The sequence below is a fragment of the Mesorhizobium sp. AD1-1 genome, from assembly GCF_020164655.1.
In the GTDB taxonomy this organism is placed as follows: domain Bacteria; phylum Pseudomonadota; class Alphaproteobacteria; order Rhizobiales; family Rhizobiaceae; genus Mesorhizobium; species Mesorhizobium ciceri.
Map to the genome: position 1 here is coordinate 1 of NZ_JAIUGP010000025.1, position 24379 is coordinate 24379.

Annotated in this window: 21 protein-coding genes; 14 read left to right on the forward strand and 7 right to left on the reverse strand. The window is 62.4% G+C overall.

The window, feature by feature from the left end; translation table 11 throughout:
• Window positions 1-57: 57 nt before the first annotated feature.
• Complete coding sequence (locus tag LB519_RS29940) at window positions 58-957, reverse strand: LysR family transcriptional regulator (protein WP_224621845.1); 900 nt, start codon at window positions 955-957, stop codon at window positions 58-60.
• Window positions 958-1085: 128 nt separating this feature from the next.
• Here LB519_RS29940 and LB519_RS29945 point away from each other — a divergent pair, with 128 nt between their 5' ends.
• From LB519_RS29945 to LB519_RS29965, 5 genes are all read left to right on the forward strand, one after another.
• The gene (locus LB519_RS29945) at window positions 1086-2723 is read left to right on the forward strand and encodes an ABC transporter substrate-binding protein (RefSeq protein ID WP_063171673.1); all 1638 of its coding nucleotides are present in this window, start codon (window positions 1086-1088) and stop codon (window positions 2721-2723) included.
• Window positions 2724-3483: 760 nt separating this feature from the next.
• Window positions 3484-4686 carry an alpha-2,8-polysialyltransferase family protein gene (locus LB519_RS29950; RefSeq protein ID WP_224621846.1) on the forward strand — a complete coding sequence of 401 codons (1203 nt, stop codon included), beginning with the start codon at window positions 3484-3486 and terminating at the stop codon, window positions 4684-4686.
• 75 nt (window positions 4687-4761) lie between these two features.
• Window positions 4762-5643, forward strand: a complete 882-nt coding sequence (locus LB519_RS29955) for a hypothetical protein (RefSeq protein WP_224621847.1) — start codon at window positions 4762-4764, stop codon at window positions 5641-5643.
• A 92-nt stretch (window positions 5644-5735) separates the two neighbouring features.
• Window positions 5736-6104, forward strand: a complete 369-nt coding sequence (locus LB519_RS29960; RefSeq protein WP_224621848.1) for a hypothetical protein — start codon at window positions 5736-5738, stop codon at window positions 6102-6104.
• A gap of 180 nt (window positions 6105-6284) precedes the next feature.
• Complete coding sequence (locus LB519_RS29965) at window positions 6285-6500, forward strand: hypothetical protein (protein WP_081714302.1); 216 nt, start codon at window positions 6285-6287, stop codon at window positions 6498-6500.
• A gap of 262 nt (window positions 6501-6762) precedes the next feature.
• Here LB519_RS29965 and smc read toward each other — a convergent pair whose 3' ends face one another.
• The 3 genes from smc to LB519_RS29980 form a co-directional block, all read right to left on the reverse strand.
• A complete protein-coding gene (smc, locus tag LB519_RS29970; protein ID WP_224621849.1) occupies window positions 6763-10224 on the reverse strand; it encodes a chromosome segregation protein SMC in 3462 nt (1153 codons plus the stop codon).
• Between the two features lie 105 nt (window positions 10225-10329).
• Window positions 10330-11073 (reverse strand): DsbA family protein, encoded by a 744-nt coding sequence (locus tag LB519_RS29975; RefSeq protein WP_013532754.1) that lies wholly within the window; start codon window positions 11071-11073, stop codon window positions 10330-10332.
• A gap of 163 nt (window positions 11074-11236) precedes the next feature.
• Window positions 11237-11737 (reverse strand): DUF721 domain-containing protein, encoded by a 501-nt coding sequence (locus LB519_RS29980; RefSeq protein ID WP_013532755.1) that lies wholly within the window; start codon window positions 11735-11737, stop codon window positions 11237-11239.
• Window positions 11738-11790: 53 nt separating this feature from the next.
• Here LB519_RS29980 and mutY point away from each other — a divergent pair, with 53 nt between their 5' ends.
• Together mutY and LB519_RS29990 are read left to right on the forward strand one after the other, a co-directional pair.
• Window positions 11791-12996 carry an A/G-specific adenine glycosylase gene (gene mutY, locus LB519_RS29985; protein ID WP_224621850.1) on the forward strand — a complete coding sequence of 402 codons (1206 nt, stop codon included), beginning with the start codon at window positions 11791-11793 and terminating at the stop codon, window positions 12994-12996.
• Complete coding sequence (locus LB519_RS29990; protein ID WP_027164139.1) at window positions 12989-13600, forward strand: HAD family hydrolase; 612 nt, start codon at window positions 12989-12991, stop codon at window positions 13598-13600. The genes mutY and LB519_RS29990 overlap by 8 nt, the downstream gene beginning before the upstream one ends.
• A 66-nt stretch (window positions 13601-13666) precedes the next feature.
• Here LB519_RS29990 and LB519_RS29995 read toward each other — a convergent pair whose 3' ends face one another.
• Window positions 13667-14800 (reverse strand): site-specific DNA-methyltransferase, encoded by a 1134-nt coding sequence (locus LB519_RS29995; protein WP_127366019.1) that lies wholly within the window; start codon window positions 14798-14800, stop codon window positions 13667-13669.
• 175 nt (window positions 14801-14975) lie between these two features.
• On the opposite strand from LB519_RS29995, the gene LB519_RS30000 reads away from it, so the two are divergent.
• Window positions 14976-15662: an HAD family hydrolase gene (locus LB519_RS30000; RefSeq protein WP_063171666.1), complete on the forward strand. Its 687-nt coding sequence runs from the start codon at window positions 14976-14978 to the stop codon at window positions 15660-15662.
• A gap of 42 nt (window positions 15663-15704) precedes the next feature.
• Here the strand turns inward: LB519_RS30000 and LB519_RS30005 are convergent, their stop codons facing one another.
• Entirely contained in the window at window positions 15705-16436 is a 732-nt protein-coding gene (locus LB519_RS30005; protein ID WP_024503623.1) for a hypothetical protein, read from the reverse strand.
• Between LB519_RS30005 and LB519_RS31290 the strand changes: the two genes are divergently transcribed.
• Genes LB519_RS31290 through LB519_RS30025 form a run of 5 tightly spaced genes read left to right on the forward strand, consistent with a single transcriptional unit; the run spans window position 16435 to window position 22772 of the window.
• Window positions 16435-16563, forward strand: coding sequence for a hypothetical protein (locus tag LB519_RS31290; protein WP_255337193.1), 129 nt, complete (start codon window positions 16435-16437; stop codon window positions 16561-16563). The genes LB519_RS30005 and LB519_RS31290 overlap by 2 nt on opposite strands.
• A gap of 1 nt (window position 16564) precedes the next feature.
• A complete protein-coding gene (gene thrC, locus LB519_RS30010; protein WP_027164140.1) occupies window positions 16565-17962 on the forward strand; it encodes a threonine synthase in 1398 nt (465 codons plus the stop codon).
• A gap of 14 nt (window positions 17963-17976) precedes the next feature.
• Window positions 17977-19269: a M16 family metallopeptidase gene (locus LB519_RS30015; RefSeq protein ID WP_224621851.1), complete on the forward strand. Its 1293-nt coding sequence runs from the start codon at window positions 17977-17979 to the stop codon at window positions 19267-19269.
• A 15-nt stretch (window positions 19270-19284) separates the two neighbouring features.
• Window positions 19285-19881 (forward strand): GNAT family N-acetyltransferase, encoded by a 597-nt coding sequence (locus LB519_RS30020; protein WP_013532763.1) that lies wholly within the window; start codon window positions 19285-19287, stop codon window positions 19879-19881.
• A 2-nt stretch (window positions 19882-19883) separates the two neighbouring features.
• A complete protein-coding gene (locus tag LB519_RS30025; RefSeq protein WP_013532764.1) occupies window positions 19884-22772 on the forward strand; it encodes an EAL domain-containing protein in 2889 nt (962 codons plus the stop codon).
• Between the two features lie 5 nt (window positions 22773-22777).
• Here LB519_RS30025 and LB519_RS30030 read toward each other — a convergent pair whose 3' ends face one another.
• A complete protein-coding gene (locus LB519_RS30030; protein WP_013532765.1) occupies window positions 22778-23386 on the reverse strand; it encodes a YqgE/AlgH family protein in 609 nt (202 codons plus the stop codon).
• Window positions 23387-23556: 170 nt separating this feature from the next.
• Here LB519_RS30030 and LB519_RS30035 point away from each other — a divergent pair, with 170 nt between their 5' ends.
• The gene (locus LB519_RS30035) at window positions 23557-24363 is read left to right on the forward strand and encodes a protein-disulfide reductase DsbD domain-containing protein (protein WP_027164141.1); all 807 of its coding nucleotides are present in this window, start codon (window positions 23557-23559) and stop codon (window positions 24361-24363) included.
• The last annotated feature ends 16 nt before the right edge of the window (window positions 24364-24379 follow it).

The window sequence follows — 24379 nt, forward strand, 5'->3', positions numbered from 1 at the left end:
GGGGGGGGGGGGGCGCCCCCGCCCCCTGACGGCGTTGGCCGGCAATCGGGCAGCATTTCAGGCGGTGAAGTCGGCCGACAGTTCGCGGATCAGGAAATCGACGAACGCGCGCACCTTGGCCGCAATATAGGTGCGGTGCGGATAGAGTGCGTAGATCGGGCTGGAGCCGGGGCGAAACTCATCCAGCTGCACTTCCAGCCGGCCGTCGCTGATCGCAGCATCGACCAGCAGGCTGGGCAGATTGCCGATGCCGAAACCGGCGGTGGTCATCTGGTAGGCGGCCTCGACGCTGTTGGTCGAGATGCGCCCGCCGACAGCCGCATCGAAAGGGCCGTCTGGTCCGATGAAAGGCCATGTGCCAAGCCGCTTGGCGAAATTGCTCAGCACGCAGGAATGGCTTGCCAGCTCATCCGGGTGGACCGGGCGGCCGTTTGTGTCCCAATAATCGGGCGTGGCGCAGACATAGTTGCGAACTTCCCCAAGCCGGCGGGCAATCAAGGCGGAATCGGCCTGACCGCCGAAGCGGATGGCGACATCGTAGCCTTCCTCGACAATGCCGACGACATAACGCGCGGTGAGGTCGAACTCGATCGTGGTGAGCGGGTTCTCTTCGAGGAATTTCGGCACCAGCTTGGTTATGCGCGTGTGGCCCAGAACATTGGAGCAGGAAACCCGGATCAGGCCGCGCGTCTCCTTGTGCAGGCCGCGCGTCGAATCCTGCAGTTCGGAAATGTCGTCGAGCAGGATGCGGGCACGCGGAGCATAGTCGCGGCCCGCCTCTGTGAGGCTGAGGCGCCTTGTGGTGCGATTGATGAGCCGGACGCCGAGGTCGTCTTCCAGTTCCTTGATGGTGCGGCTGACGGCCGTCGTCGACATGTTGAGATCGCGCGCCGTCGCCGACAGGCTGCCCAGCAGGCAGACCCGATCGAACACCCGCATCGCCGTCAGAAGATTCATCTTGCCTTCCCCTCGCCGTCGCGGCCCCGCCGCCATCGGCTGGGTCTTGTAGAAAACAGCGCCCAGCAACGACGCGGCAAGGGCATTCCACCGAATTTGGGCGTAAAATCAACAATGGGAGAACCGATATGACATCCAGACCTCTTCATCCGGCGATCGGCACATTTGCGAAAGGCGCGAAGAGCGGCGCGCTTGGCCGCCGCGAGTTCCTGGCGTTGGCCAGCGCCTTCGGCGCCAGCACGGCGATTGCCTATGGGCTCATCGGTCAACCGGTCCCGGCGCGGGCCGAGGAAGCCGCCCAACCCAGAAAGGGCGGCGTGCTGCGTGTTGCCATGCAGGTGATGGAGCTGGAAGACCCGCGCAAGTTCAAGGTTTCGCAGATGGGCAACATCGCCATGCAGTTTCTCGAACCGCTGGTGCGCTGGAAGCCGGATTTCACCTTCGAGCCGGTGCTGCTGCAGAGCTGGGAGATCAATGCGGACGCCACGGAATATGTGCTCAAGGTGCGCCCAGGGGTGAAGTGGTCGAACGGCGACGATTTCACCGCCACGGATGTCGCCTTCAACATCACGCGCTGGTGTGAGAAGGATGCCGCCGGCAACTCGATGGCGGGGCGCATGACCGCCCTGATCGATCCCGACACCAAGGCGGCGCGCACTGGTGCCATCGAGGTTCGCGACGACCACACCGTGGTCCTGAAACTGTCGCAGCCCGACATCACCATCATTCCTGCGATGACCGACTACCCGGCATTGATCGTCCACCGCACGTTCAATCCGAAGGCAGCGCCACTGTCGGCCAACCCCGTTTCCACGGGTCCATTCGAGCTTAAAAAACTCGATGTCGGCGTTGCTGCCTCGGTGCGCAAGCGGCCGGACGGGTCGTGGTGGGGCGGCGAGGTGTTCCTCGACGGCATCGACTGGACCGACTACGGCACCGACTCGGCCGCCACCGTCTCCGCCTTCGAATCCGGTGAGATCGACCTGAACGGACAGACGCAGTCCTATGACGTCGCCATGCTCGACAGGTTGGGCCTGAAGAAAAGCGAGATCGTCACCGCCGCCACCCTGGTCTCGCGCTGCAACGTCAACGCCAAACCCTATGACGACAAGCGCGTGCGCAACGCCATACAGCTTGCGGTCGACAACGAAGCGGTGCTGCAACTGGGCGCCGACGGCATGGGCATCGTCGCGCAGAACGATCATGTCGGACCGATGCATCCCGAACACGCCGACCTGCCGCCGATCAAACGTGATCCGGCCCGGGCCAGGGCATTGCTCGAGGAAGCCGGCCAGCTCGATTTCGAGTTCGATCTGATCTCGGTCGAAGCCGACTACCGCAAGGAAAGCTCCGATGCCGTCGCCCAGCAGATGCGCGACGCCGGCTTCAAGGTGAAACGCACCGTCATCCCGGAATCGGCGTTCTGGAACGACTGGACGAAGTATCCCTTCGCGACGACCAATTGGAACGCCCGACCGCTCGGCATCCAGACCTATGCGCTTGCCTATCAGACCGGTTCGGCATGGAACGAGACGGGGTTCGCCGATCCAGACTTCGATGCCAAGGTCCACAAGGCCAATTCCATCGCCGATCCGGAGCAGCGCCGTGTGGTAATGAAGGAACTCCAGGTCATGCTGCAGGATTCCGGCATCATCGTTCAGCCTTACTGGCGAAAGCTGTTCTGCCATATGAAACCTTCCTTGATGGGCTACCAGATGCACCAGGCCTATGAGCAGGATTTCACACGGGCCTGGCTCGCCGCCTGATCGCGGACGACCCCTCCGACAGGGCGGCGCATTTTCTGGCGCCGCCCTTAGAGCAGTTCACCGTTTCACGGAAACGGCGAGCTGCTCTAACTCTTGTTTTGAGGCAATTTTGGCCGGAAAACCGCTTCACACTTTTCCTAGAATTGCTCTAGCCTGCTCACCGGGGACGTTGCGCCGAAGCGTCGGCCTCAAGGGCGTTCGAGGAGCAGTGCGGGCTTTGTATCGGGCATGATGCGCAGATGCGCCCACACATGCCCTGCCTTGTCAGGTCGGCCGGGATTGCAGGCCGCCGCACCGGACCGGCTGGCACATCAAGCGTGTGAAACATTCTGGTTTCTGCCTCTGTCATCATCTAGCTCCGGTTCATGGCTGGAGCTTACTTTTGACTGGGGGAAGCGAAACCCGCTTTCCCGGGCAACGACCTTCCCGAAAACCGGGAGAATTCGTGCTCTTGGTGCCGAGAGGGACCCGAAGCAGCAAGACGACCGCATGAGCGGTCTGCCGCACCGGGTGCTATTGCCGGATCTCGACAGGTCTCTGCCGCTCAGTTGAAGTGAATTCGCCTGCCTATTGTGCGGAACTCCAGCCTGTCTTGGACGTTAGACCCGCCATCTGAAAGATATTTCCTACCGACGCGATAGGCAGTATTACGAAGCGGGTGGGACGCCCCGAGCCACACGGCCTGTCGGATATGAAGCAATTTTGCGGTTGAGATCGCGGAACATGCAGCGTTATTTCCATCCGATCTGGAGATCTTAAATTGCCAGCTCGAATATGCTGCGTCTTTGGCAGCTGGCAATTGCTCAGCCTGGTTGCCTCACTTCGCCAATCAACAATGGATGGAAGCTCCCCGGCGGATCAGGAGCATGAGGACTATCTCCTGCTTTATGAAACGGCCGGCGTTTCCGAGCATTTCAAGACCGGTCTTGCTGAACTTGCGTCTAAAGTATGGACCTGGAGACGGATCATATGGGCGTACGACCTTCTGACGTCCGAGCGTAAATATGGGCAACTGCAAATTTTCCGGATCCATCGTCTGATCCGAGACACAATTGGTCTCGACGCGAGTTCCGTAGCTGAAATCTGGGCCTGCTTCGTTAACCGGCCGTCGGAAAAAATACTGCTGGATTCATACCCTGAAGCCAAGATCGTTTTGTATGAGGATGGCTTGACGTCATACCTTCCATTCGAGATGGCAACCATGTCACGGCCGCCGGGCACAAGGTTTCGACGACGCATCACCGCGGTCTTGATTGCAGGACTCTCTACAATTTCACCGGCGTTCCGATTGAGGAAAGCGGCCGACAGGATAGAAAGACACCATCTGAGACGGGTGACGAAGTTTTATTCTTTGCTTCACGAAATCCCCATTCACGATGCACTGGAGAACGTACCAAGATTTCAGGTCGGCGCTTCGCTGATGCGCGACGTAATAGATGAAGCCTGCAGGGATGCGCTTTCCGGCGGCGATGAACATTGCCGTGCGTCAGCCAACCCACGGATCCTGCTGCTCGGCCAGGCATTGTCGCGAAACCGCATAATGTCGTACGCGCAAGAGGCGGCGATCTATAGACGAATTGCGGAGCAGATCGTCGAGAGGGGATACGACGTCGTCTGGAAGGAACATCCCAGAATAAGCAAGCCCTTCTTCCCCGAATTGCTGGATGCAGTTGGCAATGTGACGGCCGACGCCAACACCAGGATCATGGCAGCTAACCTGCCACACATATATCCGATAGAGCTTGTCGTATCCCGGATGAACATCGTTGGCTGCGTCTCCGGCACGTCAGCTGCCCTTCTTTACCTGAAGTGGCTTTACGGCATCAAAACATACACATTTGCGGAAACCCTGGTGCCCCTCATGACTGGCGCGGATATTCTAATGAGCGAAATGGTAAAAGCCCATGCGGAGCCCTTTTCAACGCTCCAATCTTTGAACGAGACGCAGAAAGGGATCCGTTGAAAGGCGGTAACCCGAACAGCTTGAACACGATCCTCGCTGTCCAAATTCGGACAAACTCGATCTGGGACACCATCGATGTCAAAGCCGCTTTCAGTTTTTCAACGAGCCACCAAGGCCGACGTTCGATCGGAGCCGTTTCCACACATCATCCTGCGTGACGCCCTTCCCCTCGATCTCTACCAGGAATTGGCCGGCACGTTTCCCGCTCCGGAAACGCTCGAAATCGATACACGCCGCAACAACACCAGGTGGGATTATGAGGCCCACCGCGTTCGGTCGAACGAAGCCGTGCCGCAAATATGGCGCGACTTTATCGCCTACCATGTATCGCAAGCATTTTTCGGCGAGGTCGCCGACCTGTTCTACGACGATATTCACAAGCTTTACCCTGATTATTACCCCAATTATGAACGCCTCAAGAATATGAAAGCGGGCACCAGGTTTAGTGACACCTATGCAACGCGCGACATACTGATGGATGCGATGCTCAGCGGGAACACGCCGGTGACCAATGCCGGATCGGTGCGGACAAGCCACATCGACAATGGCGACAAGCTATTTTCTGGCCTGTTTTATATGAGGCCGGAAGATTATGATGCCGTTGGCGGGGACCTGACAATTAGTCGTTTCCAGTCCAAATACGCCACGCTGAAGCCAAAGCGACACTCTTCAATGATGCCTATGTCGACGACACCCATTTGGAATGCGTCGAAACAGTTCAATACGACAAGAACATTCTTGTATTGTTCATCAATTCGATTGAATCGGTCCACGGCGTCACAGTCCGCCAACCCACCAACAAATCCCGGCTTTTCGTCAATCTGGTTGGAGAAGTCGAAAAGCCATTCTACATCAAAGGAAAAAAAGATACGGCCGCGCTACGTCCCGGCGCATCAAAATCAGGATGAGGCGGAACAGACCTGGCTGAAAAAGCTCAAGCAAAAATTGCGGCTTTAGAAGAACAACGCCGTCGATCCGAGTTTCAGCCTGAACTGCCAATACCGAGCCGGATTCGACTTTCCCGGCGGCCAGGCAAAGATTGGAACAGAATGAGATTTTATCCAGCCGTCGAACGGATCGCCTTTTTCGCCACGCTTGCCGCTGTTCTTGCCCTTGCACTGCTGCCTATACCCCAACTCGAAGAGTACGGGATCGATATCGGTTTCCGTTCCGACAAGCTGAACCACGCCAGCGCCTTTGCCGTCATGACTTTCCTTGGAGGGCTCGGCTGGCCCGATCGAAAAGCAAGACTAATCGTCTTCCTGGCCATGATTGGAGCGGCGATCGAGGTCCTGCAGGGCACGGCGCTGATACGGCGCGATCTGGATGTGTTCGACTGGTTTGCCGATTGCGCCGGCATCGCATGTGGCCTCGTGGCCGTGATCTGTGTGAACTGGATCTTGCGGCGCAGAGGTTGAGCCCGCTCTCAAGCCTTATCTGCACGGCGCCGATAGCCACAGGAGTTCGCCCTCGGCTCCATTGACTCAGCGAAATCGGATTGCAACGATCCGATCCGAGAGTGAGCGATTTTTCTAACTTGGCCGGACAGATATTTTGGGCGCGGCACCCAGGAAGTGCGCCATCAGTATTGAGGGACGATGACGATCAAGATCAGGCTTCCGGGCGGTGTATTGAAGGTCAAGCAACGTTATGAGTTGCGGCGGCGGGAGCACAAGGGCGAAGTCCCGGTCTGGCAGTTTGGCAAATATTTCGTCATCTGGTGGCCCAGTACAATTCCTGATCGCCCCTCCAGGAGCTCGAATACTGATGAGGAACTTGAAATGAATCTTCCATCGTCTGGAGAAAGCACGTAAGCTCTATGCATCATGGCTTTGCGAATCAGATTGCCGGGGGGCACACTGAAGGTGAAGACTTACCGGGAACTGCGTGATCGCGAGCGGGATCGCAGGGTGCCTGTGCTGAAACTGGGCTCGCTCTATTTCGTCTGGTCCCCGGCCAAACATCATTCGCACAGGCACAGTCCGCGGCCCTGACATTTTTTGCCGGGCGAGAACCGCTTGCACCCTTTTCCTGAAATTGCTCCGGTGCGGCCCATTCCAGCCAGCGCGACCTGGGTCAGCTTGCCTCGCGCATGGCCTCGGCCGCCTGCAGGTCGACCGACACCAATTGGCTGACGCCCTGTTCGGCCATGGTGACGCCGAACAGCCGGTTCATGCGCGCCATGGTGATGGGATTGTGGGTGATGATGACGAAGCGCGTCTCGGTGGTGGCGGCCATTTCGTCCATCAGGTTGCAGAAGCGCTCGACATTGTGGTCGTCGAGCGGGGCGTCGACTTCGTCGAGCACGCAGATCGGCGCCGGATTGGTCAGGAACACCGCGAAGATCAGCGACATCGCCGTCAACGCCTGCTCGCCGCCCGACAGCAGCGTCATGGTCTGCGGCTTCTTGCCGGGCGGGCGGGCCAGGATTTCGAGGCCGGCCTCGAGCGGATCGTCGGATTCGATCAGCTGCAATTCCGCCGTGCCGCCGCCGAACAGATGCGAGAACAGCCGCTGGAAATGGCCGTTGACGACATCGAAGGCGGCAAGCAGCCGCTCGCGGCCTTCGCGGTTGAGGCTCTGGATCGCCTGCCTGAGCTTGCGGATCGCCTCGATGATGTCCTCGCGCTCCGACACGATCGCCTCCAGCCGGTCGGAAAGCTCCTTCTGCTCTTCCTCTGCGCGCAGATTGACGGCGCCCAGCCGTTCGCGCTCGATCTTCAGCCGGTCCAGCTGACGCTCGATCTCGGGCATCTCAGGCATCGGGCTGTCAGCCTCCAGACCGGTATGGCGAATAACCAGATGCGGCGGTGTGTTCAGCGTTTCCTGGATGCGCGCCTCGACCTCCAGCCGGCGTTCGTCGGCCGCGGTCAGCCGCTCTTCGGCGCGAACGCGGCTCTCGCGCGCCTCGGCCAGGAACTGGATGGCGCCGGTGGCGGCCTTGTCCAGTTCGGATTGCCGGTTCTCCGCTTCCTGCAGACGGTCGGCCGCCGCCTTGCGCAAGGTTTCGGCCTCGGTGAGTTGCGACAGCAGCGCGCGCCGCTTGGCGTCGATTTCATCGGGAGCATCGGCCAGCCGCTCGCGTTCGGCCTCGGCCTCGGCCTTGCGTTCACCGAGCGAGGCGATCTGCGTCGAGGCGTTTTCGGCCCGCTCCAGCCAATTGCTGCGCTCGGCGCCAATGGCATCCAGCCGGCGCGCGCGCGCCTCGGCTTCGCGCCGCAGCCCCTCATGCACCGCACGCGCATCGGCAAGCGCGGCGCGGTCGCGGGCGACATTGGCCGAGGATTGTTCGAGCTGCAATTGCAGATCGCCAAGATCGGGCGCGTCCTGCAGCAGCATTTCCGCCTCGGCGAAGGCGGCCGAAATCTCCTCATGGCTGTCGACGATGCGGGCGCGCGCTTCATCGAGTGCTGCGCGCCGGCTCTGCAATTCGCCGCCGGCCCTCTCGGCCTCGGCCAGTGCATTGCGGGCAGCGTCCAGCCGATGCTGTGCGTCACGCCCGGCCTGGCGCGTGTTGCGCTCGGCCTCGCTTGCCAGGCGGAGCGCCTGTTCGGCCTCTCGCAGCGCCTCCTCGGCCTGGCGCAGGACGAGCGTCGCCTGTATCGCCTCGGCATCGAGCTCAGCCAGCCGGTTCTTCTGCGCCAGCCGTTGCGCCGCGGCGGTCGGCGCATCGGCGCTGGCGGTAAAGCCGTCCCAACGCCACAGCGCGCCTTCACGGCTGACCAGCCGCTGGCCGGGCGCGAGCAGCGGCTGCAACCGGCGGCCGTCGCCGGCGGCATCGACGATACCGATCTGCGCCAGGCGGCGGGCGAGCTGTGCCGGCGCGTGGACCACGCTGGCCAGGCTCTTCACGCCTTCCGGCAGAGCCGCGTCGCCGGGTTGGATCGCGCCTTCGCCCCAATGCACCGGCGCGCTGCGGTCGAGCGGCACGTCGAGGTCTTCCCCAAGGGCTGCACCCAGCGCCGTTTCGAAACCGCGATCGACGCTGATCTGCTCCAGCACGGCCGGGAAGAGATCGCCGCTGGCGGCATTGAGGATTTTTGCCAGCGTGCGCGCTTCGGTTTCGATCCGTGCCAGCTCGGCCCTGGCATCCTGGAGCGGTGGCCGGGCAGCGCTTTCGGCAGCGCGGGCATCGATGACCGACTGCTCGGCCTCGGACACGGCAGCCTCGGCCTCCTCCAGCAGCGCCATGGCCTGTTCGACCAGCACGCGCTTCTCGGCCGGATCGGGCAGGCCAGCGACCTTGGAGAGTATCTCCGACAATTCCCGGTCGACATCGGCAAGCTGACGCGCGAAGCGGTCGCGGCGCTCGGCGGTATCGCGCAGCGTCCGTTCGATCTGGTTGCGCGAGGCGGCAGCCTCGGCCCGCTCGGCAGTCAGCGCGGCGAGTTTGGCTTCGCTTTGTGAAAGCGTAGATGCCGCTTGTTCGAAAGCCGCGCGGGTGGTGGCCTCGCGCTCGGCGGCACCAGCATTTTCCGAATTGAGTGCCGCCTCTTCGGCGCGCAGACGCTCGAGAATGTCCGCGTTGTCGCGGACCATGCGCTCCTCACGCGCGATATCGCCGTCGAGCTGCTGCAACCGGCGCTCGAGTTCGCTCTGACGAGCGCGGATGCGGCCGGCTTCCTCTTCGATCTGCGACTTGGCAATCGAGAGGCGTTGGAAGGCAGCAGCGGCGGCGGCTTCCGCGTCGCGCAGGTCCGGCAGCCTATGAGCGCCGATGCCTTGCTCCCTGGCGGCGGCCATCTGGGCCGCGGCGCGGTCGCCGACCAGTGCCGTAGCAACCGCCAGCGCCGAACGCGCCTCGCCTTCCTGGATCTTGGCCAGTGTCCAGCGCAAATGCAAGAGCGTCGCTTCTGCCTTGCGGATATCGGCCGACAGGTTCTTGAAGCGGGACGCCTGGCGCGCCTGGCGCTTCAGGCTTTCGATCTGGCTTTCCAGCTCGCCGACGACGTCGTCCAGCCGTTCCAGGTTCTGTTCGGCCGCCTTCAGCCGCAGTTCTGCCTCGTGGCGGCGGGTGTGCAGGCCGGAAATGCCTGCCGCCTCTTCGAGCAGGGCGCGGCGTGCCTGGGGCTTGGCCTGGATCAGTTCGCCGATGCGGCCCTGGCCGACCATCGACGGCGAACGCGCACCGGTCGACTGGTCGGCGAACAGAAGCTGCACGTCCTTGGCGCGGGCCTCCTTGCCGTTGATACGGTAAAGCGAGCCGGCCTCGCGCTCGATGCGGCGCGACACCTGCAGTTCGTCGGCATCGTTGAAGGCAGCGGGCGCCGAGCGGTCGCTGTTGTCGAGGAAGAGCGTCACTTCGGCGGTGTTGCGCGCCGGACGCGTGCCCGAGCCGGAGAAGATGACGTCGTCCATGCCGGACGCGCGCATATTCTTGTAGGAGCTTTCGCCCATCACCCAGCGCAACGCCTCGACAAGGTTCGACTTGCCGCAGCCATTGGGCCCGACAATGCCGGTCAGGCCGCGTTCGATGACGAACTCGCCAGGCTCGACGAAAGATTTGAAACCAAGGAGGCGAAGGCGCGAAAACTTCATTCGCGCCGCCCGCTAAGCGGATTTCCGTGGTTTTGCGAAAGGAATTCGCAGCACGACGAGAAGCCGCGCACGCCGAAGCGCCGCCGCCTCAGGGCTGACTGGACGTCAGAGCAGAGGGTCGATGATGGCCGACATTTCCTCAATCGACATCGCCCCCTTGTAGGTCTTACCGTTGATGAAGAAGGTCGGTGTCGAGTCGACCTTGAATTCATTGGCGCCGCGCTTCTGGACCGATCTCACATCGTCCAGAAGTTTCTGGTCCGTCAAGCAGGCCTCGAAGGACTCCTGTGTAAAACCGGCGAGCTTCGAGATTTGCAGCAGCGCATCCTTGGTATTCTGGACGCCAACCCAGTTCGCCTGCTGCCGGAACAGGACGTCGACCATGGGGTAATAGTTATCCTTGGCGCAGCGCGCCAGCATAAAACCGGCTTCGGCGCTCGGGTCGAACGGGAATTCGCGCAGGATGTAGCGAACCTTGCCGGTGTCGATGTACTTGGTCTTCAGGTCCGGAAAGGTGGTCTCGGCGAAATGCGCGCAATGCGGGCAGGTCATCGAGGCGTATTCGACGATGGTGACCTTGGCGTCGTCCTTGCCAAGCTGCTTGTCGGGCAGCGCGCCCGGCTTCATCAGTTCCGTCATGTCCACGGTGCCCTGGGCTTCCGGCGCGGTGGCGGCGGCCGGCGTGGCCGGCTTTGCGGGAGCGGCCGGCTCAGCGGGCTTCACATTCGCGGCCTTCGCCTCCTCGCCAGAGTCGCTGCAGGCCGCGAGCAGGGCCACCGCCGGAATGGCGGCCAGCGAAGACAGGACGTTTCTGCGAGACAAGCTTTGGCCAAACGGGGGACGGTTCATACGAATCACCTGACAAGGGTTGGATTTTGCAATGCAAAGACACGAAAAGGCGAGAGTTGGCGCGAATTAAGGCATCTCGATCCCCAATCCAATCGCGAGACCTGACAAGGGCGATCACGAATGCGAGATATAGACGACGAATCCATGACTTTCTTCAAGACGCCTATGATTTTCTCTCCCCAATAATGGTCGCGCCAAGTTTCTCCAGCGAGGCGCGCAGTCCTTCATTATCGACCAGGCCGACAGTCCCCGACAATTTCGTCTTCTCAGCCGCGGTCAGCGGTCTCAGGGCCGGTCTGCGCTTTCCTTTGTCGGCTGTCACCGGCTTCTGCAGGATCCGGATGCGGTTGATGGCGGTGAAGCCGAGGAAGGCGTTGACCCGGTTGATGATCTCGCCCGTCTCGTGCTGCAGATGAAGTGCCGCCATGCCTTCGCAGGCAATGACCAGCACGGCCGGCTCGAACGGATCGTCCTCATGCATACGGCGCGGCCACTGGATTTTTTCGGGGCGCGAGTGGCTGGCCAGCCGTGGGCCGGCGATCTCGTCCCATGACTGGACGAGGCCGATCGAAATGCCGGCCCGCTTGCGCAGCACCGGATCGAGGATCCTGGTCGCGAGATCGCTGACCGGGACGGGATTGCCGTAGGGCGTTCTCCCTGCCATGTACGTCCTCCAGCGACGACCCAGCAGATACCGGCCAGGCCAATACAAGATCAATGGCACCAGCAGACCAGACCCGCAAGACCGCATCCTGGGATAGTGGCAAAGCCACATCCGCAGATAGCAGCATAGCTGCATCTGGAGATAGCAGCACAGCTGCATCCGGTGTCAGCGACGATATCGCATCCCGCCTGCTCGGCTGGTATGATGTGCATCACCGTGAATTGCCGTGGCGCATCACGCCCGGTGAGCATGCACGCGGCGTGCGGCCTGATCCCTACCGCATCTGGCTCTCCGAGGTCATGCTGCAGCAGACCACCGTCGAAGCAGTGAAGGCCTATTTCCGGATTTTCGTCGAGAAATGGCCCGATGTCGAGGCGCTGGCCGCGGCGCCGGCGGAGGACGTGATGAAGGCCTGGGCGGGGCTCGGTTACTACTCCCGCGCCCGCAATCTCAAGGCTTGTGCCGATCTTGTGGCCGAGCGTGGCGGCCGGTTTCCCGACACGGAGACGGGTTTGAGAGAATTGCCCGGCATCGGCGCCTATACGTCGGCGGCCATCACGGCGATTGCCTTCGATCGCCCCGCCGCGGTTGTCGACGGCAATGTCGAACGTGTCATCTCCCGGCTGTTTTCGATCACAACCCCGCTCAGCGAAGCCAAGCCCGAGATCCGCGCCCATGTCGAGCGCATGGTGCCCGGGATAAGGCCTGGCGACTTCGCCCAGGCGATGATGGATCTCGGCGCCACCATCTGTACGCCACGCCGGCCACGCTGCATGCTGTGCCCGCTGCGCGAAGACTGCGACGCGGTCGTTTCAGGCGATCCCGAGCACTTCCCGGTGCGCCTGCCCAAGGCCGACAAGCCGCAGCGGCACGGCGCGGCCTTTATCGCCGTGCGGGCCGACGGCGCCATCCTTCTGCGCAAACGGGCCGAGAAGGGCTTGCTCGGCGGCATGACCGAGGTGCCGACGACAGGCTGGACCGCGCGCATCGATGGGGCAACCACGCAAGCGGCCGCGCCGTTTCCCGCCGACTGGCGGCATGCGGGCCGCATTGCGCATGTCTTCACGCATTTCGCTCTCGAACTCGAAGTCTTTCACGCTCTAATCAAAGGTGATGCGCCAGACGGGCATTTCTGGTCGCTCGCTCACGAGATTTCCGGCGAGGCGCTGCCGACTGTCATGAAAAAGGCCATCGAGGCTGCGATACCCGGCGCGACGAAAAAGCCGTCGCCACACAGTGCAAAGAGGCCCCATGACTGAAATACGCCACATCGTTTTCGACATCGGCCGCGTGCTGATCCACTACGATCCCAACATTCCGTTCAGCCGCCTCATTCCGGATGCCGAAGAGAGAAAGTGGTTTTTCGACAATGTCTGCACGCATGATTGGAACATCGAGCAGGATCGCGGCCGGACCTGGGCAGAGGCCGAGGCGCTGCTGATCGCGGACCACCCCGATCACGCGGAAAACATCCGCGGTTTCCGCCGCCACTGGCACGAGATGGTGCCGCATGCCTATGAGGACAGCGTCGCCATCATGGTCGGTCTGATCGAGAGCGGCCACGACGTGACCATGCTGACCAATTTTGCCAGCGACACGCTGGCCGAGGCACGCGAACGCTTCGATTTTCTCAATCGTCCGCGCGGCGTGACGGTGTCGGCTGACATCCGCCAGATCAAGCCCGACCGGGCCATCTACGATCACCACGTCGCCGCATTCGGCCTCGAACCGGCCGCGACGCTGTTCATCGATGACAGCCAGAAGAATGTCGACGGCGCCAAGGCGGCAGGCTGGCAATCGGTGCTGTTCACCGACGCAAGGACGCTTCAAGCAGACCTTGAACGTCTCGGAATCAAGGCCTGATTTGAATCGCTTCGCGCGATCCGTTGAGCCTTTGAATCAACGGCATTCGAAGCAATTGGCAGGGGCTCAGGCCCCTGCCCGCTCCATGCCGAGCCGCGCGATGCGGCGAAGCTCGTCGATCGGGGTCAGGCCACCGCTGCGCTCATAATGCCAGAAGGTCCAGCCGTTGCAGGCATCCAGCCCCTGCACTTCGGCGCCGACCTTGTGGATCGAACCGGCGCTGTCGCCGATCGCCACCGTGCCGTCGGCCCGCACCTTGGCCGCCCAGCGCTTCTTGGCATCGTAGAGCGTCGCACCCGGCATCATCAGGCCGGTGTCGATCAGGCTGACGAATGCAACGCGCGGCTCGGCGCGCTTGCCCGTGAGAACGGTCAAGTCGGCCTCTTCCAGCGGCCGCACTGCGTCGATGCGCTCGTTGGCGGCGTCGATGTAGGCCTGCTCGCGCTCGATGCCGACGAAATGGCGGCCGAGGCGCTTGGCCACCGCGCCCGTGGTGCCGGAGCCGAAGAACGGATCGAGCACGATGTCGCCCGGTTTGGTCGAGGCCATCATGATGCGGGCAAGCAGCGCTTCCGGCTTCTGCGTCGGGTGCAGCTTGTCGCCATTGTCGTTCTTCAGCCGCTCGCCGCCGGTGCAGATCGGAAACAGCCAGTCGGAGCGCATCTGGATGTCGTCGTTGGACGCCTTCATCGCTTCGTAATTGAAGGTATAGCCCTTGCCCTTCTGATCGCGCGTGGCCCAGATCATCGTCTCATGTGCGTTCTGGAAGCGGCGGCCGCGGAAATTCGGCATCGGGTTGGTCTTGCGCCAGACGACGTCGTTGAGGATCCAGAAGCCAAGATCCTGCATCTTGGCGCCGACACGGAAGATGTTGTGATAGGAGCCGATGACCCAGATGGTGCCGTTGGGCTTCAGCACCCGGCGCGCCGCCAGCAGCCAGGCACGCGTGAAAGCGTCATAGGCCTCGAAACTCTCGAACTGGTCCCAATCGTCGTCAACGGCGTCGACCTTCGACTGATCAGGGCGGTGCAGGTCGCCGTCGAGCTGCAGATTGTAGGGCGGATCGGCGAAGATGACGTCGATCGATTTTTCGGGCAGCCGGTCTAGCGCGGCAACGCAGTCGCCCTTGAGGATCGTGTCCAGCCATTCGGATTGCTGGGGAGCGTGGGAAAGCTCGTCGAGAAGACGCACGGCAGACATTCTGACACCCAAGGCACGCGTTACTGTTTACTCCTGGTTATGGTTACCGATCAGCGTAAATATTCCGTGAAGGCCGAGGACTGGTGTGGCGAATTTGCGAAGGCGGCCCTGTTGGTGTATGCCGCGCCGCCTGAGCCTTCCGAGGCCACTTCGCCCTCCCATTGTCCGGATCACCATGCCCCAGCCAGACCTTGTCATCTTCGATTGCGACGGCGTGCTCGTCGATTCCGAGATCATCGCCGCCCGCGTCGACGCCGAGCTTTTGACCCTGGCCGGATACGAGATATCGGCTGAGGAGATTTCGGAGAGCTATGCCGGCCTGACCTTCAAGGACATCATGCTGCGGGTCGAGGAAAAGTCCCGCATTCCCTTCCAGGCCTCTCTTATCGACAGGGAGGAACAATTGGTCGACCGCAAACTGCGCAGTGACGTCCGCGCCATCGATGGCGCGCGCGAGGCCGTTGCCGCGGTAACGGTGCCGCGCTGTGTCTGCTCGAATTCACGCTCCGAGAGGATCGAATTCATGCTGGAGAAGGTGCATCTTCTGCCGTTTTTCGCCGACCGGATTTTTTCGGCGATGGAAACACCGACCGGGAAAACGAAACCGGCGCCGGACGTGTTCCTGTTTGCGGCGGAGAAACTCAGCGCCAACCCGGCGAACACTTTCGTTATCGAGGATTCCGTGCACGGCGTCCACGGCGCAAGGGCGGCGGGCATGCGGGTGATCGGCTTCACCGGCGCGGGACACAGTTATCCCGGCCATGCCGACGCGCTCACCGAGGCCGGCGCCGAAACGGTGATCCGCCGCTGGGCAGAGCTGAAAAGCGTGATCGCCGCGCTGTCGGAGTGGTCGGACGCCTGAGAAGCGTGCGCCGCGACGCACGCCTCATGCAACTGCCGAGACCTAGTTCGTCGCGGCAGCCCTCTTGCGGCGGGTCTTCTTCGACTTGTCGGCCGTTGCCTGATGCGCGGTTTCGTCATAGCCGGCAAAGGCCTGATAATCCTGGGCCGTCGGCTCGGGCACGACGACATTGGAATCGGTGAAGACGAACTGCGTGGCAACCGAAGGATCGGTGACCTGGACCTGATACTGGTGGAGCTGCGAATAGAGGACCTCGGTGCCGTGCATCACCGCCGTTCGGATCGGCATGGTGATCGTGCCTGGAGAAAACTTCGGTCCGGGGACAATCTTGCCGGCGACCGCAATCTTCATCGTCAACTGGCCGTTGGCACGGCTGCAGTCGCGTGTCACGTCGCTGACCGACGCCTGGTAGATGATATTGGCCGAATCGTCGGGCGGCGTTGCAGCTGCGGCGTCAGCCTCGGCCTGGGCCGCGGCATCCTGCGCGGCATCGCCGGTCTTCTTGATCCTGGGCTTGGGCTTCTGAGCTTCCCTGGAATAGGTGTTGAAGAAGGCCGTGCCGTCCCGCACCGTCACCCTGGGACAATAGGCCTGCAACTGGCTGGCCAGGATCTTGGGATCCTGCGGCGGCGGTGGCGCCGTCGGGTCCTCCTTCTTGCCGATGCCGAGGTTCAGGATGCCATTGTCGCCCGATTGGCAGCCGGCGGCGGCAAGCATAAAGCCGGTGAGCGCAAGACCCGCCAAAAAGCGACCACTGAATGTACGAAACGCCATGAAACTGCACTTCCCTCTCGCAAAGCTGGTGACGTATATCAACCGCGCGGCAAAAATGCGACTGAGCCAGCGCAGAATTAACCACCTTGCGGTGGACGGAAAAAGCCAGGCAGTAACGGAATTGTGACATGCACTATGTGAGTACCCGCGGGGAAGCCCCCGTTCTTGGATTTTCCGACGCAGTGCTGGCTGGGCTGGCGCGCGACGGCGGGCTCTACGTGCCGCGCGAGTGGCCACAGTTTTCCGCCGCCGAGATCCGCGCCATGCGCGGCCTTGCCTATCCCGACCTTGCCATCCGCGTGCTGTCGCCGTTCCTTGGCGGCGAAATCCCGGCGCCCGTCTTCGAGCGGCTGGTGCGGGAAGCCTATGCCACCTTCCGCCACGAGGCCGTCTGCCCGCTGGTGCAGACCGGCCCCAACACCTTCGTCCTGGAACTCTTCCACGGGCCGACGCTCGCCTTCAAGGACGTGGCGATGCAGCTTCTGGCCCGGCTGATGGACCATGTGCTTGCCGAACGCGACCAGCACGCCACCATCGTCGGCGCCACCTCGGGCGATACCGGCGGGGCTGCCATCGATGCCTTTGCCGGTCGCAGCCGGACCGACATCTTCATCCTTTTCCCGCATGGCCGCGTCTCGCCGGTGCAGCAGCGGCAAATGACGACGTCGACGGCTGCAAACGTCCATGCGCTGGCGATCGAAGGCAATTTCGACGATTGCCAGGGCCTGCTCAAGGACATGTTCAACGATCACGGCTTTCGCGACCGGGTGGCGCTTTCGGGCGTCAATTCGATCAATTGGGCCCGCATCATGGCCCAGATCGTCTATTATTTCTCCTCGGCGCTGTCGCTCGGCGCGCCGGACAGGCCGGTTTCCTTCACCGTGCCGACCGGCAATTTCGGCGATATCTTTGCCGGCTATGCCGCCAAGAAGATGGGCTTGCCGATCGATCGGCTGGTCATTGCCACCAATGACAACGACATCCTGGCGCGCACTTTTTCGACCGGCGAATACCGCACCAAGGGCGTCTTTGCGACCACGTCGCCGTCGATGGATATCCAGGTGTCGTCGAATTTCGAACGCTTGCTGTTCGAGGCCTCCGGCCGTGACGCCGCGACCGTGCGGCGCTACATGGACGGCCTGAAGCAGTCCGGTGCTTTCACCATCGAACCCCACCAAATTGCCGGGATGCGGTCCGAATTCGACGCCGGCCGCGCTGATATGGACGAGGTCGCCGCCACCATCCGCTCGACGCTCGCGACCAGCAACTATCTGCTCGATCCGCACACTGCGGCAGCCGTGCATGTCGCCGCAGGCAAGGCGTCAGGCGCCGTGCCGATGGTGGTGCTGGGTACAGCGCACCCGGCAAAATTCCCGGCCGCCGTCGAAGCCGCCAGCGGCGTGTCGCCCGCACTGCCCGCGTGGCTAGGTGGGTTGATGACATCGGAGGAAAAATACACGGTACTTCCATCCGACCTGAAAATGGTGGAAGATTACGTCGGCCGCCGCGCGCGGGCGGCGCGTTAGGGAGTAGTAGCCATATGGGTGTTGAGGTAAGCCGTCTGTCGAACGGCCTGACAGTCGCCACCGAAACCCTTCAAAGCATCGAATCGGTTGCCCTTGGTGCCTGGGTCAAGTCGGGTGCCCGCAATGAACGTGACGACGAGCATGGCATGGCCCATCTGCTCGAGCACATGGCGTTCAAGGGCACGAAAAGGCGGAGCGCCTTCGAAATCGCCTCGGAGATCGAGGACGTCGGCGGCGAAATCAACGCCGCCACCAGCGTCGAGACCACCTCCTACTATGCCAGGGTGCTCTCCGACGACGTGCCGCTGGCCGTCGACATTCTTGCCGACATCCTGCAGGAGTCCGAATTCGACCCGCAGGAACTCGAACGCGAACAGCATGTGATCCTGCAGGAGATCGGCGCCGCGCACGACACGCCCGACGACATCGTCTTCGACCGTTTCACGGAAACCGCCTATCGCCATCAGACGATTGGGCGCTCCATTCTCGGCACGCCCGAAACGGTCAAGTCCTTCACCTCGAAACAACTTCACGACTTCATAGAGCGGCAATATGGCGCCGAGCGCATGGTGATTGTCGCCGCCGGCGACATCAAGCATGACAATTTCGTGCGCGAGGTCGAAAAGCAGCTCGGCGGCTTCCGCAGCAAGGCCGACAGCACCATCCCGCAATATGCGCAATATGTCGGCGGCGATTTTCGCGAGGACCGCGACCTGATGGACGCGCAGATCGTGCTGGGGTTCGAAGGCCGGGCCTATCATGTGCGCGACTTCTACGCCTCGCAGGTGCTGTCGATGATCCTCGGCGGCGGCATGTCGTCGCGCCTGTTCCAGGAGGTCCGCGAGAAGCGCGGCCTGTGTTACTCGGTCTATGCCTTCCATTGGGGCTTTTCCGACACCGGCGTCTTCGGCGTCCATGCAGCGACCGGCCAGAGCGACATCGCCGAACTGGTGCCTGTCATCATCGACGAACTGCAGAAGGCCGGTGAGAAGATCCTGCAGGAAGAACTCGACCGGGCGCGCGCCCAATATCGCGCCGGACTGATCATGTCAGCCGAAAGCCCGGCCAGCCGCGCTTCGCAGATCGCACGGCAACTGCTTCTGTTCGGCCGGCCGATCGCCAAGGAGGAACTGATGGAACGGCTGGCGGCGCTGACGATCGAGCGGCTGACCGATCTATCGTCGCGTTTGTTCTCGACCAAGCCGACGCTTACCGCTGTCGGGCCTGTGGGCACACTGGCGCCCTACGAGGCGATCCTCGAATCGCTCGCGGGCACGCAGACCGCGGCCCGCAAGCTCGCCGTCTAAGCCCCTCAAAGCGCCATGTTCGCGCTCCCTTTCTTTCGCCGTGACCTGCCGGCACTGAAGGGCGACCGTGTCACGCTGCGCGTGCCGTTCACCAACGACTATCGCGAGTGGGCGGCGGTGCGCGGGGAAAGCCGCGCTTTCCTCGAACCATGGGAGCCACGCTGGACTCCCGATGAACTCGACCGCAACGCATGGCGGCTGCGCATCAGCCGCTACCGCGAGGATTATGCTCAGGGAACCGCTATCGCCTTCTTCATTTTCGAGAGGAGCAGCGGCAAGCTTGCCGGCGGCATCACGCTCGGCAACATACGCCATGGTGTCTCGCAAAGCGGCCATGTCGGCTACTGGATCGGCGAGCGCTTCGGCGGCCGCGGCCTGATGACCGACGCGGTCAAGGTGGTGACCCGCTTCGCCTTCGATACGCTGAGGTTGCACCGGATCGAAGCGGCCTGTATTCCCGACAATATCAGGTCGATCCGCGTGCTTGAAAAAGCCGGATTTCGGCGCGAAGGACTGCTGCGATCCTATCTCAGGATCAACGGCATCTGGCAGGACCACTACCTCTACGCCCGGATCGCGGACGATCCGCCGGGCGTTGGAACGAAGGACTGATTTTGACGAAATTCCTGCGCAACGGGCCGCTGTTCGCCATTGTCCTCGCGACACTCCTGACGCTGTGGGCGGCATCGTCGGCCTTCGCCGTCGAGCCGATCAAGATCGCCCGCGACGACGTCGCGCTCGACCTTTCCGGCGCCGTCGAGATCTACCGCAACCAGGGCGAGAATTTCCAGGTGTCGACCGCGCCGGGTCCGGACGGCATCGTTCGGCGCATCGAGGTCGAGGCCAATGATGCCCGTTCGACCGGCGACTGGGCTGTCTTCGCGCTCGCCAACACCACCGACCAGCAGCTCGACCGGCTGATCGTCGCACCGCATTTCCGCCTGGTGAATTCCGGCATCTTCTGGCCGGATCTGGGCTCGACCCGCATCGCTGCCATCACGCCCAGCGAAGGCTTCGCGCTCGACCGCCAGACCAGTCCCGACGCCGACGTTTTCCGGGTGACGCTGAACCCCGGCACGGTGATCACCTTCATCGCCGAACTGGCCTCGCCGAAGCTGCCGCAGGTCTACCTCTGGGATCCCGAATCCTACAAGGACTCGGTCAATTCCTACACGCTGTTTCGCGGCATCGTCATCGGCATTGCGGGCCTGCTGGCGCTGTTCCTGACCATCCTTTTCGTGGTCAAGGGGACCTCGATGTTCCCCGCGACCGCCGCGCTTGCCTGGGCGGTACTGGCCTATATCTGCGTCGATTTCGGCTTCCTCAACAAGGTCATCGAGATCTCGCCCGGCAATGAGCAGATGTGGCGGGCGGGAACGGAGGTGGCGCTGGCGGGAACCTTCGTGGTGTTCCTGTTCGCCTATCTCAACCTCAACCGATGGCACGGCCATTTCAGTTATGGCGCACTGGTCTGGATCCTCGGGCTGGTGCTGATCGCCGGCGTTGCGATCGTCGATCCGGCGGTCGCCGCCGGCATCGCCAGACTGTCCTTCGCCGCCACCGCACTGACGGGGCTTGGCCTGATCATCTTCCTCGGGATTCGTGGTTATGATCGTGCGATCATGCTGGTGCCCAGTTGGGTCATGGTGCTGTTGTGGCTATGCGGATCGTGGATGGCGATCACCGGCATGCTCGACAACGACATCGCCCAGCCGGCCCTGGGCGGCGGGCTGATCCTGATCATCCTGCTGATCGGCTTCACTGTCATGCAGCATGCCTTTGCCGGCGGCGCGCTGCATCAGGGCCTGTTCTCCGATCTGGAGCGGCAGGCGCTTGCTGTCGCCGGATCGGGCGACACGGTATGGGACTGGGACGTGCTGCGCGACCGCGTCGTCACCAAGCCCGATGTCAGCATCCAACTCGGGCTGGCACCGAACAGCCTCGGCGGTGCGGCGCGTAACTGGCTGCCGGTGCTGCATGCCGACGACCGCGACACGTTCCGCACGACGCTCGACGTCGTGCTCGAGCACCGGCGCGGCCGCGTGTCGCAGAACTTCCGACTGCGCGGCGCTGACGGCCACTATCACTGGTTCTCGCTGCGCGCGCGCCCGGTCATCGGATCCGATGGAGAGGTCATCCGCTGCGTCGGCACCATGGTCGACGTGACGGAGCAGAAAAAGTCCGAGGAAAGGCTGCTGCACGATGCCGTGCACGACAACCTGACCGGCCTGCCGAACCGCGAACTTTTGATGAACCGGCTGGAAGCGATCATCTCGATCGCGCGCACCGAAGAGAAGGTGCGCCCGACCGTCTTCGTCATCGACATCGACCGTTTCAAGCAGGTCAATGACGGACTCGGCATCTCGGCCGGCGACACCATCCTCTTGACCATCGCGCGTCGCCTGCACCGGCTGCTCAAGCCGAAGGACTCGCTGTCGCGCTTTGCCGGCGACCAGTTCGCGCTGATGCTGTTGTCCGAACAGGACCCGGCCCGCATCGCCGCCGTGGCGGATGCCATCAAGCATGCTATCAACAATCCGATCACCTTTGCCAAGCGCGAGATCGTGCTGACCGCCTCGATCGGATTGATCACCTGGAATTCGCCACAGATGTCGGCCGAGGACATGGTCAAGGATGCCGAGCTTGCCATGCATCAGGCCAAGCGCTTCGGCGGCGACAGGATCGAGCCGTTCCGTCCGGCTTTCCGCACTGTCGGCACCGACAGGCTGCAGTTCGAATCCGACCTGCGCCGCGCCATCGAGCGACGCGAATTCACGCTTGCCTACCAGCCGATCGTGCGGCTCGAGGACGGCAGCGTCGCCGGCTTCGAGGCGCTGCTGCGCTGGGACCACCCGCGCCGCGGCATGATCCCGCCGGCGGATTTCATCCCGGTCGCCGAAAGCTGCGGCCTGATCGTGCAGCTCGGCCTGTTTGCCATGCAGCAAGCGGCGGAAGACCTCGCCAGCTGGCAAAAGCAGATCGGCGACGCGCCGCTGTCGGTCTCGGTCAATCTGTCCAGCCGCCAGTTGATCCGCCGCGACCTGGTCAGCGACGTCCGCTCGGTCATCGCTCGGGCCAATCTGAAGCCGCGCTGCTTCCGGCTCGAACTCACCGAATCGCTTGTCATGGACAATCCCGAGCAGACCGCCCATGTGCTGACCAAGCTGAAGCAGCTCGGCATCGGCCTGTCGCTGGACGATTTCGGCACCGGCTATTCCTCATTGGCCTATCTGACGCGTTTCCCCTTCGACACCATCAAGATCGACAAGAGCTTCGTCGACGACAACACGCCCAAGCGCGCGGTGCTGCTGAAATCGATGGTCAACATGGCGCATGAACTCGGCCTGTCCGTCGTCGCCGAGGGCATTTCGGACGAGAGCGACGCGCTGGAACTGCGCCAGATGGGCTGCGAATATGTCCAGAGCTTCATGTTCGGCGCGCCGATGCCGGGCGACCAGGTGCTGAAGACGCTGAAAGAGCAGTATCCGCTGACGCAAGCGTAAACGGATCAGGCGTGTCCGGCAGCGAGGCTGAGATGCGCAAGGTCGATACCGATCGAGGCGAGGATCCGGTCGTATTTGCGCTCGATATCGGTGTCGAACAGAAGCTCGGCACTGGCCGGACAGGTCAGCCAGCCATTTTCTGCGATCTCGGTCTCCAGCTGGCCGGCGCCCCAGCCGGAATAGCCGAGCGCCATCAGCGCATGACGAGGCCCGCGGCCGGACGATATGGCGCGCAATATGTCGACGGTCGCCGTCAGGCAGATGTCGTCGGAAACGGTCAGCGACGATTCCACCCGATAGTCGCCCGAATGCAGGACGAAGCCCCGGCTGCGATCCACGGGGCCGCCATTGCGCACGACGAAATCGCGGGCCTGAGCCGGCAAGCGGATTGCCTCCTGCTCGTTCATGATGCCCAGTTGCACGAGCAAGTCCGGAAACAGCATCTGCTGCGTTTGGTTGATGATCAGGCCCATGGCGCCTTCATCGGAATGGGCGCAGACATAGATGACCGAGCGCGTGAAACGGTCGTCCTTCATGCCGGGCATGGCAATCAGGAACTGATCGTCGAGAAAGCCGCGACTGGCGACCGTCTTCTTGTGGCGCAACAAGTCCATGAAGGGAGCGTAACGCGTTTCCAAAGCGCCGAAAAGATGCGCCGTGCTGGATTCGACCAAAGCCTGTGGCGGCGGCTCGAACATTCTTCTCCCTCGAAGTCACGCAAATATGATACCGGCAAGGCCATGAAATCATTGCGCGGCCACGAACGGACGATCAAATCACCGCCATGCGAAGCTTGAAAATCCTGCTGCTCGGCGCCGCCATCGGATCGGCCACCGCTCTTCCCGCCGCCGCCTCTTCGTCGGCGTGGTACAACAGCGAAGGCGGCAAGGTCCGGCTGGTTACATCAGGCAAAGCCGACGATGCCGGCCGCATACAGGGCGTTCTCGACATAGCGCTCAAGCCCGGCTGGAAGACATATTGGCGCGATCCGGGAGACGCGGGCGTGCCGCCGCAACTCGACATTTCGGCCAGCACCAACATCGCCGACGCCGCTCTGTCGTTTCCGGCGCCGCAGCGCCATGACGACGGCTATGGCAAATGGGCGGGCTACAACTATCCGGTCTCTCTGCCGGTGACATTCACGCTGGCGACGCCGAACCAGCCGGCGGTGATCGATGCCGACATCTTTCTCGGCATCTGCGAAACGATCTGCATTCCGGTGCAGACGCGGCTGACCGTCGACCCCGCCTCCGATCCGGACAATGCCGAGGACGCGGCGCTGGTGAAGGCGAGTTTTACGGCACTGCCTGCGCCCGCGAGGTCCGATTTCGGCATCAATGTGCTGCCGGGCGACCATGAGACGCTGATTGTCGAGGCGAGCTTTCCCGGCGATCCGGCGGCGGCGGATTTCTTCGTTGCCGGCGAGCGGGATTACATGTTCGGCACCCCGGCCCGCAGCGAAAAGGACGGCAAGCTGATTTTCACCGTGCCGATCCTCGACCGCCCCTCGACGACGCCGACCGATGGCGGGCTTCACTATACGCTGACGAGTGCGGCGGGCGCTGTCGAAGGGGTTCTGCCTTTCCCTTGATCCAGCCCATCGCAAC